The 17,439-nt window shown below is 73.7% G+C and carries 14 protein-coding genes and 1 pseudogene; 9 read left to right on the forward strand and 6 right to left on the reverse strand.

What is annotated here, in order from left to right; all coding sequences use genetic code 11:
- Nucleotides 1-47 precede the first annotated feature (47 nt).
- Nucleotides 48-833, reverse strand: a complete 786-nt coding sequence (locus IPT68_RS04340) for a glutamate racemase (protein WP_189697374.1) — start codon at nt 831-833, stop codon at nt 48-50.
- A gap of 39 nt (nt 834-872) precedes the next feature.
- Here IPT68_RS04340 and IPT68_RS04345 point away from each other — a divergent pair, with 39 nt between their 5' ends.
- Nucleotides 873-2,066 carry a glycosyltransferase gene (locus tag IPT68_RS04345; RefSeq protein ID WP_189697373.1) on the forward strand — a complete coding sequence of 398 codons (1,194 nt, stop codon included), beginning with the start codon at nt 873-875 and terminating at the stop codon, nt 2,064-2,066.
- 12 nt (nt 2,067-2,078) lie between these two features.
- On the opposite strand, the gene IPT68_RS04350 is transcribed toward IPT68_RS04345, so the two are convergent.
- Nucleotides 2,079-3,305, reverse strand: coding sequence for a TerD family protein (locus IPT68_RS04350; protein ID WP_189697426.1), 1,227 nt, complete (start codon nt 3,303-3,305; stop codon nt 2,079-2,081).
- A gap of 300 nt (nt 3,306-3,605) precedes the next feature.
- Here IPT68_RS04350 and IPT68_RS04355 point away from each other — a divergent pair, with 300 nt between their 5' ends.
- From IPT68_RS04355 to IPT68_RS04370, 4 genes are all read left to right on the forward strand, one after another.
- Entirely contained in the window at nt 3,606-4,043 is a 438-nt protein-coding gene (locus IPT68_RS04355; protein WP_189697372.1) for a DUF6643 family protein, read from the forward strand.
- Nucleotides 4,044-4,084: 41 nt separating this feature from the next.
- A complete protein-coding gene (locus tag IPT68_RS04360) occupies nt 4,085-4,906 on the forward strand; it encodes an MOSC domain-containing protein (RefSeq protein WP_189697371.1) in 822 nt (273 codons plus the stop codon).
- A 177-nt stretch (nt 4,907-5,083) separates the two neighbouring features.
- On the forward strand, nt 5,084-5,686 hold the full coding sequence (locus IPT68_RS04365) for an Rv1733c family protein (protein WP_189697370.1): 603 nt from the start codon (nt 5,084-5,086) through the stop codon (nt 5,684-5,686).
- 232 nt (nt 5,687-5,918) lie between these two features.
- A complete protein-coding gene (locus IPT68_RS04370; protein ID WP_189697369.1) occupies nt 5,919-8,360 on the forward strand; it encodes a right-handed parallel beta-helix repeat-containing protein in 2,442 nt (813 codons plus the stop codon).
- 31 nt (nt 8,361-8,391) lie between these two features.
- On the opposite strand, the gene IPT68_RS04375 is transcribed toward IPT68_RS04370, so the two are convergent.
- The gene (locus tag IPT68_RS04375; protein WP_373300523.1) at nt 8,392-10,725 is read right to left on the reverse strand and encodes a hypothetical protein; all 2,334 of its coding nucleotides are present in this window, start codon (nt 10,723-10,725) and stop codon (nt 8,392-8,394) included.
- A 301-nt stretch (nt 10,726-11,026) separates the two neighbouring features.
- On the opposite strand from IPT68_RS04375, the gene IPT68_RS04380 reads away from it, so the two are divergent.
- Complete coding sequence (locus tag IPT68_RS04380; protein ID WP_189697367.1) at nt 11,027-11,857, forward strand: DeoR/GlpR family DNA-binding transcription regulator; 831 nt, start codon at nt 11,027-11,029, stop codon at nt 11,855-11,857.
- Nucleotides 11,858-11,939: 82 nt separating this feature from the next.
- Nucleotides 11,940-12,388 (forward strand): annotated as a pseudogene (locus IPT68_RS04385) (SRPBCC family protein).
- A 257-nt stretch (nt 12,389-12,645) separates the two neighbouring features.
- Here the strand turns inward: IPT68_RS04385 and cds1 are convergent.
- Nucleotides 12,646-13,770, reverse strand: coding sequence for an L-cysteine desulfhydrase Cds1 (gene cds1 / locus IPT68_RS04390; protein WP_189697366.1), 1,125 nt, complete (start codon nt 13,768-13,770; stop codon nt 12,646-12,648).
- A gap of 496 nt (nt 13,771-14,266) precedes the next feature.
- Between cds1 and IPT68_RS04395 the strand changes: the two genes are divergently transcribed.
- Nucleotides 14,267-14,590 carry a hypothetical protein gene (locus tag IPT68_RS04395; protein ID WP_189697365.1) on the forward strand — a complete coding sequence of 108 codons (324 nt, stop codon included), beginning with the start codon at nt 14,267-14,269 and terminating at the stop codon, nt 14,588-14,590.
- Nucleotides 14,591-14,849: 259 nt separating this feature from the next.
- Entirely contained in the window at nt 14,850-15,374 is a 525-nt protein-coding gene (locus IPT68_RS04400; RefSeq protein WP_189697364.1) for an ATP-binding protein, read from the forward strand.
- 121 nt (nt 15,375-15,495) lie between these two features.
- On the opposite strand, the gene IPT68_RS04405 is transcribed toward IPT68_RS04400, so the two are convergent.
- Together IPT68_RS04405 and IPT68_RS04410 are read right to left on the reverse strand one after the other, a co-directional pair.
- Entirely contained in the window at nt 15,496-15,789 is a 294-nt protein-coding gene (locus IPT68_RS04405; protein ID WP_189697363.1) for an SHOCT domain-containing protein, read from the reverse strand.
- A gap of 389 nt (nt 15,790-16,178) precedes the next feature.
- Nucleotides 16,179-17,423, reverse strand: coding sequence for an ROK family protein (locus IPT68_RS04410; protein ID WP_189697362.1), 1,245 nt, complete (start codon nt 17,421-17,423; stop codon nt 16,179-16,181).
- Between the last annotated feature and the right edge of the window lie 16 nt (nt 17,424-17,439).

Consider the following 17,439-nt stretch of genomic DNA (forward strand, 5'->3'; position numbering starts at 1 on the left):
CGTCCCGAACCGATGCGGACCGAGGGGCTCCGATCAGTGGCCGATGGTCACCGCACGGGACTGGCGGCCGTCAGCAGCCGGCCTTCCTCGTAGGTCAGGGCGGGTGCGGGCAGCACGCCCTCGCGGCCGCTCAGCAGCACTGTCACACTGCCGAGGGGCGTGGCCCCGGGCTCGGGGTGCACGCCGAGCCGGCGCAGCGCCTGGGCGGCCACCGCTCCTGCGGAGCCGTGCAGGACGAGCGGGGGCAGGCCGGGACGCTGCACGGCGGCACGGATGCGCTCGGCGACCAGTTCGTAGTGGGTGCAGCCCAGGACGACGGTCGTGACGTCGTCCGGGGTCAGCTCGGCGGCCGCGACAACGGCGGCGTCGACGGCCGTCTCGTCCGCGCGTTCGACCGCCTCCGCGAGCCCCCAGCACGGCACCTCGGTGACGTCCACACCGTCGGCGAAGTTCTCGATGAGTCCGCGCTGGTAAGGGCTGCCGGTCGTGGCGGGCGTGGCCCAGATGGCGACGGGTCCCCCGCCCGCCGCGGCGGGCTTGATCGCGGGGACCGTGCCGATGACGGGCAGCGCGGGTTCGAGGCGGGAGCGCAGGGCGGTGAGGGCGTGCACAGTCGCGGTGTTGCAGCCGACGATGAGCGCGTCGGGCCGGTGCACGGCGGCGGCCTCGGCGACGGCCAGGGCACGCTCGGTGAGGTCCTCCGGGGTGCGGGGCCCCCAGGGCATGCCGTCGGGGTCGAGGGAGAGTACAAGATCGGCGTCGGGGCGCAGGCGCCGTACCGCTGCGGTGGCCGCCAGCAGACCGATACCGGAGTCCATGAGCGCGATCTTCACCCGGTCACGATAGACGATGGGCCTCTGGCGGCCGGTCCGGTGGGGCACACTGCGCGGGTGAGCGCCTTGCTGTGGATCGCCGCCGGATCCCTCGCCGCGTGGCTGTGGCTGCTGCTCTTTCAGGGTGGCTTCTGGCGTACGGACGTGCGGCTGCCGCCCCGGACGGACCCCGCGGTCTGGCCGTCCGTCTGCGTCGTCGTCCCCGCGCGCGACGAGGCCTCGGTGCTGCCGGCCGGCCTGCCGTCGCTGTTGACGCAGGACTACCCGGGGCGGGCCGAGATCTTCCTGGTGGACGACGGCAGCACGGACGGCACCGGGCAGCTGGCGCGCGAGCTGTCGCGTCGGTACGGCGGGCTGCCGCTGACCGTGGACTCGCCCGGTGAGCCGCCCCCGGGCTGGACCGGCAAGCTGTGGGCGGTGCGACACGGCATCGGCCTCGCACGCGCGCGTGCCCCCGAGTACCTGCTGCTGACGGACGCCGACATCGCGCACGCCCCGGACAGCCTGCGGGAGCTGGTGGCCGCGGCGCGCACCGGCGGCTTCGACCTGGTCTCGCAGATGGCGCGGCTGCGTGTGGAGAGCCTGTGGGAGCGGCTCGTCGTGCCGGCCTTCGTCTACTTCTTCGCACAGCTGTATCCGTTCCGCCGGATCGGGCGGAAGGGAGCCCGGACCGCCGCCGCGGCGGGCGGTTGCGTACTGCTGCGCATGGAGGCCGTCGAGCGGGCGCGGATCCCGGACGCCGTCCGGCACGCCGTGATCGACGACGTGGCCGTCGCGCGGGCCGTGCGCGGCAGCGGCGGGCACCTCTGGCTGGGGCTCGCCGAGCGGGTGGACAGCGTGCGGCCCTATCCCCGGCTGCACGACCTGTGGCGCATGGTCTCGCGCAGCGCCTACGCCCAGCTGCGGCACGACCCGCTGCTGCTGGCCGGGACGGTCGCCGGACTGGTGGTGGTGTACCTGGTCCCGCCCGTGGCGCTCGTCGTGGGCCCGGCCCTGGGCAGTACGGCGACCGCGGTGCTGGGCGCACTGGCGTGGCTGGTGATGACGGGGACGTACCTGCCGATGCTCCGCTACTACGGGCAGCCGCCGTGGCTCGCTCCCCTGCTGCCGTTCACGGCGTTGCTGTACCTCCTCATGACGGTCGATTCCGCGGTGCAGCACTACAGGGGACGCGGTGCGGCCTGGAAGGGCCGCACGTACACCCGCCCGGACACGGTCCCCGACGAGGGGTGACGCGGCCGGGACTCACTTCCGGCCGGGCGTCCAGTTCATGCCCCATCCGTAGGCGCGGTCGACGGCCCGCTGCATGCTCACCCCGCGATCGGGCACCAGGTAGCGGGCCTCGCGCTGGACGACCAGGTCCGTGCCGGTGTTGGTGATGAGCGCGAGCGCGCACACCGGGGACGGGACCGTGCACTCGTCCAGGGAGAACTCGATCGGCGCGCCGAACTGCGGATGCAGGGTGACCGTCGCGTGCAGGTCGGCGAAGGACCGGGCGCCCTCGTAGATGGTGACGAAGACGAGGATGCGCCGGAAGGCGTGCTGGTGGTCGAGGTTGATGGTGAGGTTCTCGCCGCTCTCCACGGCACCGGTGCGGTCGTCCCCGTCGAGGTGGATGTACGGCGGCTGGTGCAGCGACCCGAACGCGTTGCCAAGGGCCTGGACGACGCCCTTGCTGCCGTCGTTCAGTTCGAACAGGGCGCACAGGTCGAGGTCGAGGTCCGAGTGCAGGGCGACCGCACGGCCCCGCTTGCTGCCCCACCCGGAGAACTGTTTGCGTACCTGCCAGTTGAGGTTCACGCGCATGGCACCCGACGTTCCGCCCTGCTTGCTGAGCGAGACCGACGGGGAGGCCTTGGTGAGCGTGACCTTGGTGAGCCGCACGGGCGCGGGCGGCGGGGCCGTGGGGGCGGGCGGGGTGGTGGGCGTCGGCGGCGCACTGGGTGCCGTGTGCTGCGGCTCGTCCACCGTGATGCCGAAGTCCGTCGCCAGGCCCTCCAGGCCGCTGCTGTACCCCTGTCCGACGGCGCGGAACTTCCAGGCGCCCTGGCGCCGGTAGAACTCGCCGAGCACGTAGGCCGTTTCGACGGTCGCGCCCGTGCTCTCGAATCGCGCCACCACCGTGCCACCGGCGTCCTTGACCTCGATGTACAGCCCGGGTACCTGCGCGAACGTCCCGCCGTCCGCGGACGCGGCGAGCACCACCGTCTCCACGGCGGGCTCCACGCGCGCGAGGTCGACCAGCACGGCGTCGGTGACCCGGCCGCCGGCGTCCCGCTTGCCCTCGTGCCGGATCGCTCCGGAGGAGTGCTGGGGCTGGTTGTAAAAAACGAAGTCCGCGTCCGATCGGACCTTTCCGCCCACCAGCAGCAGCGCCGAGGCGTCGGTGTCGGGCACCCCGGGCCCGGAGCGCCATCCCAGTTCCACCCGCAGCGCCGTCGTCGGCACCGGGACGTTCGATCCCTTAGGCATTGACATGTCCGCCCCCATCACCTGATCACCACGCCAGGTCGAGCCCCGGCAGCCATCGGGTCATCTCTCCGCTCCAAACTTATGACCCAGGGCGTCGAAGGCCCATCAGGAGCGCGAAAAGACAAGTGGCCAACCGCCGGTAACCCCCCGGGAACTGAGCCTTTACACGATCCGAGCGCCACTCGGTGCCCTTTTTTCCCAAGTTCGCTCGCATTGGGGATCCCACGTCACCGCGGACACGGAAAACAACCCTCTTATCGGTCTCCCCAACCAGCACATCGTGGGCTTAACTTATGTGCCATGACCTCCCCCCGCTCCACCTATGGCGGCGGCTACTACTCCGCCTCCTTCCCGGACACCCCGATCTATGACTCGCTCGTGGCCGAGCGGGGCACCCCGCAGATCGCCCCGATCCGGGTCCCCGCCGCGTACGACACGCCGGGCAGCCACCTGCCCGCCCTCCCGTCCGCGCTGCCCGCCCTCCCGGCGGCCCCCTCCCAGCCCGCCTACGGCTACCCCCAGGCGCCGCAGCCCGCACCGCTGCAGCAGGCGCCGACCGCGTACATCCCGCAGCAGGCCGCCGCGCCGCGCGGTTACCCCGGCCCGCAGCAGCCCCAGCAGCCGCGTCCCGCGGCGCCCGGCCCCACGGGTTACGAGGCAATGCGCCCGGCCGCTCCCCGGCCTGCCCCGGCGCCGTACCAGGACCCGTACAACAACCAGCAGTACCGCGGTTACTGATCGCTCCGCCGGTTGTCGGTGCCGCCTGGCACGATGGCCTCATGGGGAGCGCGGAGCTGCAGTCGATTCATGTTCATCCGGTCAAGGCGTTGCGGGGCCTGGAGTCCCGTGAGGCCGTCGTGGAGCCCTGGGGGCTGGCCGGAGACAGACGCTGGGTGCTGATCGACGACGGGGGAAAGGTCGTCACGCAACGCCAGCGACCGCGCCTCGCGCTGGCCGCCGCCGAGCTCGTGCCCGGCGGCGTCCGGCTGTCCGCGCCCGGCCTCGACCCGCTGACCGTGTCCGTCCCGGAGCCGGCCGAGACGGTGGTGCTCGACATCTTCGGGGACAAGGTGCAGGGGGTCCTCGCCGACGACGTCGCGCACGCGTGGTGCAGCGCGTACGTCGGGGAAGACACCCGTCTGGTCCACATGGACGACCCGGCGACCCGCCGTCCGGTCGACCCGGAGTACGCCCTGCCCGGCGAGACGGTCACGTTCGCCGACGGCTACCCCCTGCTGCTCACCTCGGTCGCCTCGCTGGACGCCCTGAACGCGCTGATAGCCGAGGACGGTCTGGCCGAGGAGGGCCCGCTGCCGATGAACCGCTTCCGGCCGAACGTGGTCGTCGCGGGCACCGCGCCCTGGGCCGAGGACGACTGGCGGCGCATCGCGATCGGCGAGGTCGAGTTCCGCGTCGCCAAGGCGTGCGGCCGGTGCGTGGTCACGACGACCGACCAGGGCACCGCCGAGCGCGGCCGGGAGCCCCTGCGCACCCTCGGGCGGCACCGACGGATCGGCGGCAGCCTGGTCTTCGGGCAGAACCTCGTGCCCCGGTCCCCGGGCACCATCCGGGTCGGTGACCCGGTCCGTGTCCTCGCCTGAGCGCTGTCGCCGGGAAGTGCGAGGGCGCGGGAACCCGCGGGTGCGACCCGGGCGTTGGGTTTTCGTGAGACGTTCATGAAAGCCCCGGGCCACAGGTGATGTCGCTCTCTCTTTCACCCGGATCGCGTGTGAACGGCTCCGCCGGGGGTTGTCATGGAGCGGGAAGGGGGTGCGGAGATGCGCGCTGTTCGCGGCCTGTGGCGCTGGCGGCACAATCCGCTGCGCCGCACGACCGATCTCGTGGAGGGCTGGGTTTCGCTGGCCGCCCTGCTGCTGATACTGCTCGTCGCGCCGGTCATCGGCTCCCTCACGGGCTCCGCCGCCCAGGACAGCCTTCAGCGGTCCGTCCGTGAGCAGCGCGAGTCCCGGCACCCGGTCACAGCCACCGTCGTCCGGGAGCTGGAGCCTGCCACGGTCGCCGCCGACCCCGAGGCGGCGCTGCGGGACAGCGGCACGCGCGTGCTCGCCCACTGGACCGCGCCGGACGGCACCGGGCAGAACGGCCCGGTCGTCACCCACCTCAAGTCCCCCGAACCAGGGGACCGGTTCGCGCTGTGGACCGACGCGCAGGGGCGCACCGTGGTCCGCCCGCTGGACCCCGCCACGGCGACGACGCACGCCGTGCTCGCCGGGCTCGGCGCGACGCTGCTGACCGCCTGCCTGGTCGAGGGCGGCAGACGGTTGATCGTCCGGCGCATGGTCCTTCGCCGGTACGCGCGTTGGGACCAGGCCTGGGACCGGGCGGGCCCGGACTGGGGCAGGACCGGCACGGGCAGCTGACAGCCTTCCGGCTCCGGTCAACCCGGCGTCCGCGCGCACGCTACGGTGGACCGGCCGAAGCGAACTTCGGCATCGACCTGCGCGCGAGCGAGCTTCAGGGGCGCGCCGGTGTCGAGCGCGCGAGCGCGCGAGAGCCCCTCGGGGCGGGCGCGTTCGCGGGTCCCGGCGCCGGCTGTGGGGCCACGAGGCGAACGAGCCATCCGTACGACCGAGGTGGGGGCACAGCAACGCCATGGCACAGGGCACGGTCCAGGTGACGCACGCCGGTACATCGCGGTGGCGGCGCCGCACGGGTGAGTACGCATCGCTCGCCGCCGCCCTGGAGGCCGCGGCCGACGGTGACGTGCTCACCATCGCCCCGGGGACCTACCGGGAGAACCTCGTCGTCCAGCGGGCGGTGACGCTGCGCGGGCCCGAGGGCTCCCCCGGCTCCGTGCGGATCGCGCCCGTCGACGGGGTGCCGCTCACCGTGCGTGCCTCGGCGGTGGTCCAGGACCTGCACGTGGAGGGCCAGGACGCGGCGGCGCCCGCGCTGCTGGTGGAGGAGGGCACGCCGGAGCTGACCGACGTGCGGGTCGTCACGCGGTCCGCCACCGGGATCGAGGTGCGCGGCAGCGCGCGGCCGACCGTGCGGCGGTGCACCGTCGACAACCCGGCGGGCATCGGGATCGCGGTGGTCGACGGCGGGGCCGGGGTGTTCGAGGACTGCGAGGTGGTCGCGGCCGGACAGGCCGGCGTGGCCGTGCGCGGCGGCGGGCATCCGCGTCTGGAGCGCTGCCGGGTGCACCACGCCTCGGGTTCGGGCCTCACCGCGACCGGTGAGAACTCGGCGCTGGAGGCCGTGGGTTGCGAGGTGTACGAGGTGCGCGGCAGCGGTGTGCAGATCACCGGCCGGGCCACCGCCCACCTCACCGACTGCGACGTCCACCGCACCACGGCCGACGGCGTCACCCTCGACACGGACGCCGTGCTCACCCTCGCCGACTGCCGTATCCACGACATCCCCGAGAACGCGGTCGACCTGCGCTCCCGCTCGGTCCTGACCCTGACCCGCACCAGCGTGCGCCAGTTCGGGCGCAACGGCCTGTCGGTGTGGGACCCGGGCACGCGCGTGGACGCCAACCAGTGCGAGATCTTCGACAGCACCGGCGACTACCCGGCTGTGTGGGTCAGCGACGGCGCCACGGCGGTGCTGGACTCCTGCCGGGTGCACGACGTGCCCGACGCGCTGTTCGTCCTCGACCGCGGCTCGCGCGCGGACGTCGTCGACAGCGACCTGTCCCAGGTGCGCAACACGGCCGTGTCGGTGAGCGACGGGGCGACCGCGCAGCTCGACGACTGCCGGATCCGGGACGCCGCGACGGGCGCGTGGTTCCGCGACCACGGCAGCGGCGGCACCCTCAGCAACTGCACGCTGGACGGCACCCAGACCGGCGTGATCGTCACCAAGGGCGCCGACCCCACCATCGAGCGGTGCACCGTCGACTCCCCCGCCGAGGCCGGCTTCTACGTCTCGGCGGGCGGCCGCGGCAGCTTCCTCGACTGCCGGGTGCGGGGCAGCGGCGGATACGGTTTCCACGTGCTCGACGGCTGCCGCACGACGCTCAGGAAGTGCCGTACGGAGCGCTGTGCGCGCGGCGGTTACGAGTTCGCGGACGGCGGTCCGGACGCCGGGTCGGGCACCGGCCCGGTCGTCGAGGACTGCACCAGCGACGAGAGTGCGGGGCTGCGCACGCCCACGGCCCCTTCCGAGCCCGCCGTGCAGACGGCGGGTCAGTCGCCGGGCCTGCTGGGGGCGATCCCCGGGCAGCGCAGCACCGAGCAGGAGCCGCTCGTCGCCGCCGCACAGCCGCAGACACCGGTGCGGACCTCCAAGGCCGTCCTCGGCGAACTGGACGCCCTGGTGGGCCTGGAGAGCGTCAAACGCGAGGTGCGGGCCCTCACCGACATGATCGAGGTGGGCCGGCGTCGGCAGCAGGCGGGGCTGAAGGCCGCGTCGGTCAAGCGGCACTTGGTCTTCACGGGCTCCCCCGGCACCGGCAAGACCACGGTCGCGCGGCTGTACGGCGAGATCCTCGCCTCGCTCGGGGTGCTGGACAAGGGCCACCTGGTCGAGGTGTCCCGGGTCGACCTGGTCGGCGAGCACATCGGCTCCACCGCCATCCGCACCCAGGAGGCCTTCGAACGGGCGCGCGGCGGCGTGCTGTTCATCGACGAGGCGTACGCGCTGTCCCCGGAGGACGCGGGCCGGGACTTCGGCAAGGAGGCCATCGACACGCTCGTGAAGCTGATGGAGGACCACCGGGACGCGGTCGTGGTGATCGTCGCGGGCTACACGGCCGAGATGGAGCGCTTCCTGTCCGTCAACCCCGGGGTCGCCTCCCGCTTCTCACGCACCATCACCTTCAGCGACTACGGCCCCGAGGAGCTGCTGCGGATCGTGGAGCAGCAGGCGGAGGAGCACGAGTACCGGCTGGCGCCGGGTGCCCCGGAGGCCCTGCTGAAGTACTTCACGGCGCTCCCGAAGGGGCCCGCGTTCGGCAACGGCCGTACCGCGCGCCAGACGTTCGAGGCGATGGTGGAGCGTCACGCGAGCCGGGTCGCCCAGCTCGACGAGCCGAGCACGGACGACCTGACCCTGCTGTATGCGGAGGATCTGCCGGACCTCGCGTGAGCGCGAACCCCGCGGGGGTGGCCGCCGTTCGTCAGAGCGAGCCGCCCGGGCGCTGGCCCGGCAGACCGGGGCGGAGCCGGTCGAGCAGTCGGCCGCGTTCCCGGTCGAAGGCCGGGTCGGCCTGGTAGTCGGAGTGGCCGAGGATCGGCGCCGGCAGCGGGTGGAGATCGCTACGGGCATGGGCCAGCGGGTCCCTCATCGGCTCGCAGTCGACCTGCGGGCCGTCGCCGGCGGGCACCTGCACGGGGCCGCCGATCGGATCGGTGACGCGGTACAGGTTGCGCCAGCAGTCGACCTCGTCGTGCAGGGCGGCGAGGGCGGCCGGACCGAAGTGGGCCGGGAACCAGCGGCCGTACAGGCGCTCCAGCGGTGAGCCGTACGTCAGCAGCGCGACCCGCTTGCGCACGGCCGGGGTCAGCTGCCAGGCCGCCGCGGCGGCGAGCACGCTGCCCTGGGAGTGGCCGGAGATCACCAGACGGCCGCCCGTGGAGCGGGTCCAGGTGGTGATGCGCCAGGTCAGGTCGGGCACCGCGCGCTCGGCGTAGCAGGGCGGTGAGAAGGGGTGGGCGGCGCGCGGCCAGAAGGTGCCGACGTCCCACAGGACGCCGACGGTGCGCCGGGCCGACATGTCCTTGTAGGCGCGCCGGCCCAGGGTGACGAACAGGATGAAGCCGAAGCCGATCAGCCAGGAGCCGAGTGCCTGGGCGGTGTCCGCGGCGCCGTGGACGAACGGGTGGGTGGTGCGGGCGGCGTCGCTCGGGGTCCGGCCCGTCGTCATCGCGCCCACCAGCGCCGCGGTGCCCAGGACCAGGGAGACGGCGGAGAGGGCGGCGACGAAGAGGGGGCCGCGGTCGGTGAGCGTGGCCATCGCGCGCGTGCGGGCGATACGGCGGGTGCGGTCCGGGTCGTCGGCCTCCCCCGCGTAGTCCTGTTCCACGACGGCACGCTCGGCGCGGGCCAGCCGCAGGGTGCGCCACGCCTGCCAGGCGGCGAACAGCAGCAGGACCACGAGCAGCGGCGGGATGACGGACGCCTGCCAGGTCAGCACGACCGGCGCCCCGGGGATGGACGCCCGGGTGCCGTCCAGCCAGTCGGCGACCCGCTGGGACACGCCTCCGGACATCACGCCGCCCAGTGCGCAGGCCAGCAACGCGACGGCCGGCCCGGCCAGGCCCCGCATCGCGGTGCGCGGATCGGGATCGCTGCGGTACAGCAGGTGGGCGACGACCGCGAGGACGATCACCAGCAGGCCCTGGGCCAGGGTGATGCCGCCGAAGGCCGCGTCGCCCGGCAGCCGGCCGTCCGAGGCCCACCCCGGGCGCTCCCAGCAGGCGTGGACCAGGGTGAGGACGAGCAGGACGAGGGCGCCGAGCGGCAGGTGCCGCACGAGGGTGGCGTCGAGCTTCCGGTCGAGGTGCCTTTCGCTGCGGCCGCGCCGGCAGATGACCGCCACGACCGCGGCCGCGCCCAGCACCAGCGCCACCTCCAGCAGCCGTCCCAGGGTCTGAAGCGCGGCCGGGCCGCCCGTCCCACGGTCGTACCGGGCGGTGGCCCGGACGACGGCGGCGGCCACCGTCAGCAGGCCCGCGGCGGTGTGGGCGCCGCGCAGCCGGGCGACGAGGCGCCGGCCGTACCAGAAGCCGGGGCGGCCCAGCGCGCTGCGAGCGGTGTCCTCGCCGGGTTCGCGGACCAGCGGCTGCTCGGACTCGTACGCGCTCCAGGTGCGCCGCGACAGGTACCAGAGCAGGCCGACCAGGACCGTGGGCACCAGGGACGCCAGGGCCAGGCGGCGGCCCGGCGGGCTCCACCAGCCGTCGCCCGAGGCGGTGGGTGACAGAAAACCCAGCCAGGTGTGCCGCTCGGCGCACGCGCGCGTGCCCGCGCACTGCCATGCCGTGAGGTCAAGGGCGACCTCGCAGGCCGCCGCGACCAGCAGCACGGTCAGGCTGAGGCCGACGAGCCGCACCAGCAGCCCGTAGAGCCGGACGGTGCGCGCACGGTCGTGGGCCGAGGGGCGCATCCAGTGGGCGAGGTTGGCCACCATGAACGGCAGGAGCAGCAGCCACAGGGCTCGAGCGCCGTTCCCGGAGGTGAGGTTGCACCAGACGTACGCCTCGGGCACCGGGCGGCCGTCGGTGGCGGGGCCGGTGGGACGGTTCTCCGCCTCCACGTCGTCGGCGCGGCGGAAGACGGCCGCCGTGTCGTCCCCGGAGACCCGCACCGTGCGCGGGTCGTCCAGCATGTGCTCGGGCGTGGCACCGCCCACGCCGTGGACCAGCAGTTCCAGGGTCGCCCCGGTTCCCGCCGGCCGGGGTGGGGGGCATTCCGCCCCGTCGTTCACGCCACGTTCCTGCGCGCTTTCCACTGTTCGCACTTCCCCCGTGTCTTCCGCACTGTCCCTGGACGCGCTGTCAGCATGTCCATGCGGGACCAGGATCGCCGCTGGAAGGACGCCGCACACCCCCCGACACGGAATCTCCCCGATCCGTGTGAGGAACGAGCAACGGATGAGACGAAAGTGACATGTGCGCGTCGCGCAGCCGGTGGCGCGACGCGGGTCGAGCCGTGCGAATATGGGACGCCCATGCACCGGGCGCGGGAGAATGTCCTAGTCGGAGCAGGTGCGAGGGCGTGGGGGACGGCTTGAGGAAAGGACCGGAGCGTACGTGAGTGAGAATCAGAACCTCCTCGCGGAGCAGCGGCGCGCCCTGATCCTGGACGAGGTGCGGCGGCGCGGCGGCGTGCGGGTCAACGAGCTCACCCGCAAGCTCGGCGTGTCGGACATGACCGTCCGCCGCGACCTGGACGCGCTGGCCCGCCAGGGCGTTCTGGAGAAGGTGCACGGCGGTGCGGTGCCGGTGCTGGAGGCGAGCACGCACGAGCCGGGCTTCGAGGCCAAGTCGGGTCTGGAGCTGAGCGCCAAGGAGGACATCGCGCGGGCCGCGGCGGAACTGGTGGCTCCGGGTTCCGCGATCGCACTGTCGGGCGGTACGACGACGTACGCGCTCGCCCATCACCTGCTGGAGGTCTCCGACCTCACCGTGGTCACGAACTCGGTGCGGGTGGCGGACGTCTTCCACGCGGCGCAGCGGTCCTCGGGCCCGCGGCAGGGCGCGGCCACGGTGGTGCTGACCGGCGGGGTGCGCACGCCGTCCGACTCCCTGGTGGGGCCGGTGGCCGACCAGGCGATCGGCGCGCTCCACTTCGACGTCCTGTTCCTCGGCGTGCACGGGATATCGGCGGAGGCCGGTCTGTCGACGCCGAACCTCGCGGAGGCCGAGACCAACCGGCGGCTGGTGCAGTCGGCGCGCCGGGTCGTGGTGGTCGCCGACCACACCAAGTGGGGCACGGTGGGCCTGAGTTCCTTCGCGACGCTGGACCAGGTCGACACGCTGGTCACCGACGCGGGGCTGGCGGCAGAGGCGCGTCGGGAGATCGCGGAGCATCTGCGGCAGCTGGTCGTCGCGGGCGAGGACGAGGGCGCCGACGAGCTCTGACGCCGTCCCGGGGCGCAGACATCCGACGGACCGTGAACCAGGTTGAGGCGCCCGGTCCCTCTTCGTCACACAGGGGGTTCCCATGGCGCGCCGTCTGCGTCCGGTGGATGCCGACTTCGTCCGGTCCGCTCCGGTACGGCTGGACTTCGCGCGGGAGGTCGCCGCTCCGCTCGCCGAGGACGTGTCCGGATGGGCGGAGTGGTTCTCGGCGGTGACGCCGGCCGGGCCGACCGACGCCGGTGCGGGCCGGCAGATCCGGCTGCGGGGCGGCTCCCGGTTCAGGGGGACGATCCTCGTGGCGAAGTCGCCCGGCGTGTACGCGTATCGCGTCGACGAGACCAACGTGCCGGGCGCCCGCGCGCTCGTCCAGGAGCGGCGGCTCGCGCCGGCCGGTGACGGTACGCGGGTGCAGAGGACGTTCACGGCCGACGGCACGCCCGTGTTCCGGGCGGTGCTGAGACTGGCGCGGCCCGGTACGGGAGGGCCTTCCGGGACGCGATGACGGCGCCGGACCGGCCGCTGGCGCGGTGAGTCGTCCCCGCTCGCCGCGGCCGGTGACGGTACGCGGGTGCAGAGGACGTTAGCGGCCGACGGCACGCCCGTGTTCCGGGCGGTGCTGAGACTGGCGCGGCCCGGTACGGGAGGGCCTTCCGGGACGCGATGACGGCGCCGGCCGGCGGCTGCCGCGGTGAGTCGTCCCCGCTCGCCGCGGCCGGGCGTGTCACTCCTGCCGAGCGCGTCACCCGAGCCGGACGTCTTGTCCCGATGCCTCACTCCGGTCAGGCGCCTCAGTCCGGCCAGACGCCCGTGGCCAGCAGCGTGTCGATCGCCGCGGTGTACGGGGAGATGTCCAGGCCCTGCTCGGCCAGCCAGGCGTCCGAGTAGTACTTGTCGAGGTAGCGGTCGCCGGGGTCGCACAGCAGGGTGACCACGCTGCCGGTACGTCCCCCGGCCACCATCTCGGCGACGATCTTCAGGGCGCTCCACAGGCCGGTGCCCGTCGAGCCGCCCGCCTTGCGGCCGATGGCCCGCTCCAGGGCGCGCACCGCGGCGACGCTCGCCGCGTCCGGCACCTTCATCATGCGGTCGACGGCGCCGGGCACGAAGCTCGGTTCCATACGGGGTCGGCCGATGCCCTCGATACGGGAGCCGCAGTCGCAGGTGACGTCCGGATCGCCGGTGGTCCAGCCCTCGAAGAAGCAGGAGTTCTCCGGGTCGGCCACGCAGACGCGGGTGTCGTACTGCATGTAGTGGACGTAGCGGGCGATGGTGGCGGACGTGCCGCCGGTGCCGGCCGTGGCGACGATCCACGTGGGCTCCGGATACCGCTCCAACTCCAGCTGGCGGAAGATGGATTCGGCGATGTTGTTGTTGCCGCGCCAGTCCGTGGCCCGTTCCGCGTAGGTGAACTGGTCCATGTAGTGGCCGCCGGTCTCGGCCGCGAGGCGGGCGGACTCCTCGTACATCCTGCGCGAGTCGTCCACGAAGTGGCACCGGCCGCCGTGAAACTCGATCAGGCGGCATTTCTCGGCGCTGGTCGTGCGCGGCATCACCGCGATGAAGGGCACGCCGATCAGCTTCGCGAAGTACGCCTCGGAGACCGCCGTGGAGCCGCTGGACGCCTCGATCACCGGGCGGCCCGGACGGATCCAGCCGTTGCACAGGCCGTAGAGGAAGAGGGAGCGGGCGAGGCGGTGCTTGAGGCTGCCGGTGGGGTGCGTCGACTCGTCCTTGAGGTAGAGGTCGATGCCCCAGTGTTCCGGCAGTGGGAAGCGCAGGAGGTGCGTGTCGGCGGAGCGGTTGGCGTCGGCCTGGACCTTGCGCACGGCGTCCTTGAGCCAGAGGCGGTAGGCGGCGTCGGTGCGGTCGACGTCGAGTGTGGCGCCGGTCAGGGTCTGCTGCGGGGTGGTCACGGCGAGGGCTCCTTTAGGCTGCGCCGACGGCGGGTCGCGCGGCCGACACACCGATGATAAGCAGCCCGCGCACGCTTCTCACCTGCATAAACGCATCTTTGGGCTGGTCAAAGGGCGGGCTGGGGTGGGGTGGTGGGCGGCTCGGCCGCGGGGTGCGTCACCCGCCCGGGGGTGCGCGTCACCCGGCCGGGGGCGGTCGTACCGACGCCTGGGGCCGTCGGGCGGATGCCCGGGGCCTTCGCGCCGGCATCGGGGCGGTCGTCGTGCCGGCGCCCAGGGCCGCCGGGCAGGCGCCCGTGGCCCCGTCGGGCACCGCCTCCCATGACCCTCGCGCATCGCGTCCCGATCTCCCCGGGGGCGCATTCGCGTGAGTGCACCGGGTGGCTTATGCCCGGGTGACGTGCGCACTGGTGCGCGACTTCGGCGGCATGCAAACTGCACCGGGTGGGACGGACACCCCGCACAGCAACCGCGGCGGACGAGGGGGCAGGAGGCCATGGGGGAGCCGGAGTTCACGGCCTTGGGAGTGCGGATCGGGAAGGGTTTGCGCTCGCTCACCCGGGCCGGGCAGGTCCGGATCAGCGGCGGCCGGGTGGAATTGCTGACCAGCTACGGCAGCGAGATCGACAGCGCGCCGGTGCAGGCGGTGCGCGCGTCGAAGCCCTGGTTCGCCTCCGGGGACCGCGCACTGGCCGACCTCAACGGCAAGCGCTATGTGCTGACCCTGGGCGAGCAGGACCCCGCCCCGGGCGAGCCGGGGCCACCCGCGGCACGCCGGTTCATCGAGGCCGTGCGCAGGGCGGCGCGCGGTGGGGCCTGACGAGTGAACGGGGTCCGGGCCGAGGACGGCAGCGACGGACCGCGGTGGCCGAGAACCGTCGGAGTCGTCCCCCGTTCCCGACGCGGCGAGTTGCGGCCCCCCACCCCTTGCGTCACTCTGGTCTCACGTCACTCTGGGTTTACCGGCGATAACGCTGCGAACCAGCCCGCCGGCCACGACAGCAGGCGGCCGTTTCACGCAGGCGCTGCTGGATCCGAACTCCGTGTTCTTCCGGACCTCACGTCGGGGAGTCGCAGCCGTGATCAGTCACCCAAGCAGGCACTGCACGGTGGAGCTCCAAGCCCTGCCGTCGCGGATCGGCCAGGTCCGCAGAATCGTATCTGCGCAGTTGCGCTACTGGCATCTGGATCCACTGATAGACCGAGCGGCGCTCGGTGTGACGGAACTGCTCTCGAACGTCCACCGACACGCCCAACCCGACAAGACGTGCACCGTGGAGATCGAGCTGCTGCTCGACCGGCTCACGGTCTCGGTGCGCGACCATGACCCGCGCCTGCCCGTCGTGGCGGACGCGGATCCGCTGGCCACCTGCGGGCGCGGGCTCGCGATGGTGGCGGCGATGAGCGAGAGCTGGGGCGTGCGGCCGGACGGGGACGACGGCAAGGTCGTGTGGTTCACGCTGCCCACGACGGCTTCCGCCCTGAAGGCACCGCTGCGCCCGGCCCGCCGTCCGGTCGCGGAGCCGGCGCGCCGGTTCGCGGAGGTCGAGCCCGTCGGCCGCGCGCCCGAACACACTCCCGCCCGGTCGGCCGTTGTCGGCTGACCGGGCGGTGAGGGGACCACCAAGGACTCGCTGAACGACAGCGCTCGGCGACGATCGCCCGCGAGACGTTCCCCCGATCGCCCCTGACCATGGGACCGGGCGCCCGGGGGACCCCCTGCGGTCATGTCGCGCCGCCCTTGCGGAGGCGGCCGAACTGCTCGTCCAGGACGGACAGCCGGCGCCAGTACTCGTCCTCGTCGATCTCGCCCGAGGCGAAGCGGCGGCCGATGATGGCGATGGGCGAGTCGCCGGACGGGCCACCGTCGTCCGTTACGCGCCACGGCATCCGGCCGCCCTGCCGGACGGTGCGGCGCAGCACGGTGACAGCCCCGACGGTCACGGCTGCCCAGATCATCGGGAAGAGCAGGATCCACGGGCCGGGGCCGGCGCCGTCCCAGTGTGCGAGTGTCAGCATCGCGGGTCATCTCCATTCGTCTCGCCGGTCGTTCGTCGACGACTCGAGACTCCCGCCGCAGAGGCCCCGGGTCATCGTGCGGGCGGCGGCCGCACGGATACGTCCCTGGGAGTACGCGGGCGGGTCGGCTGCTCCTTCTCGCGGCAGGGCCTCCAAGCGCCGGGAGCAGCGCCCCGACCCCCGCCGTGCACCGCAAGGCCGCCGAGGCGGGCGCCCGTCTCGCCTTCGACGGTTCGTCGCGCACCCATCACGCCGGACTGACGCATGCCGAACGCCGTACGCGCACGCGGTGATCCCCGTCGCCCCGCCGCCGGGGCCGTTCCCGACCGGGCTGTGCGTAGGGCGGGCGGAACCGAACCGCTACGCGTCGGCGACGCAGGCGCGCTGCCTCACGCGCCCGCCAACGCCCGCAGCGGATCGTCCAGCACCGGCTGCCACGCCAACTCCGCCGCGCCGACGAGGCTGTTGTGGTCCAGGGAGCAGGCGAGGATCGGCACTCCCCCGCTCTGCCCCCACAGGCTGCGGTCGGCAACCACCGCCCGCAGCCGCTCGGGATCGGCGTCGAGGAGGGTGCGGTGCAGGCCGCCCAGGATGATCCGGTCGGGGTTGAGGATGTTCACCAGACCGGCGAGCCCCAGACCGAGCCGGTCGATGAGCGCCTCGGCGGCCCGGCGGACGGCGGGGTCGGCGTACTCGTGCCGGATCAGGTCGTCGGCCTGCTTCAGCAGCGACACCTCGGGGCCGGGGTCGCGGCCGGCCGTGGTGAGGAACGCCAGCGGGTCGGCCTCGACGTCGAGGCAGCCGCGGCTGCCGCAGTGACAGGGGCGGCCCTCGGGGTTGACGGTGAGGTGCCCGACCTCCAGCGCCAGGCCCGAACTGCCCGTGTGCAGCCGTCCGTCGAGCACCAGCGCACCGCCCACACCCCGGTGCCCGGTGGCCACGCACAGCAGGTCGCGGGCGCCCCTCCCGGCCCCGTGCCGGTGCTCGGCGAGCGCGGCGAGGTTGACGTCGTTGGCGGCGAACGCGGGCCCGTCGATCCCGGCCGCGCGGACGCAGTCGGCGAAGATCTCCCGCACGGGCGCCCCCGCCGGCCAGGCCAGGTGCAGCGGGTTCAGCGCCAGCCCCGCCGGTTCGGCGACCGCCGACGGCACGGCGAGCCCCGCGCCGACGCACCGCCGCCCCGTTTCGCGCAGCAGTTCGGCGCCCGCCGCCACCACCGAACCGAGCACCTTCGCCGGATCGGCGTCGACGGTCTCGCAGCCGGGCGCGGTGGCGACGATCCGTCCGCCGAGGCCGACCAGCGCGGCCCGGAAGCCGTCGGCGTGCACCTGGGCGGCGAGGGCCACGGGGCCGTCCCCGGCGAGTTCCAGTCGGTGCGAGGGGCGGCCCTGGGACCCGGCGGCGGCGCCGGGCCGGGCGTCGACACGGATCAGACCCAGCGCCTCCAGCTCCGCGGCGACCGCGCCGGCCGTGGCCCGGGTGACGCCGAGTTCGGCGGTGAGGACGGCGCGGGTCGGGGCCCGCCCGGTGTGCACGAGCTCCAACGCGGGCCCGAGTGCTCCACGCCCCCGGTCCAACCGCGTTCTCGAGGTGGTCCCTTCCCCCGCCGTCCGGGGGTCCGCCTTGCCGCTCATGAGGGCGAGTCTCCCA

It is taken from the genome of Streptomyces chromofuscus (genome assembly GCF_015160875.1).
Taxonomy (GTDB): Bacteria; Actinomycetota; Actinomycetes; order Streptomycetales; family Streptomycetaceae; genus Streptomyces; species Streptomyces chromofuscus.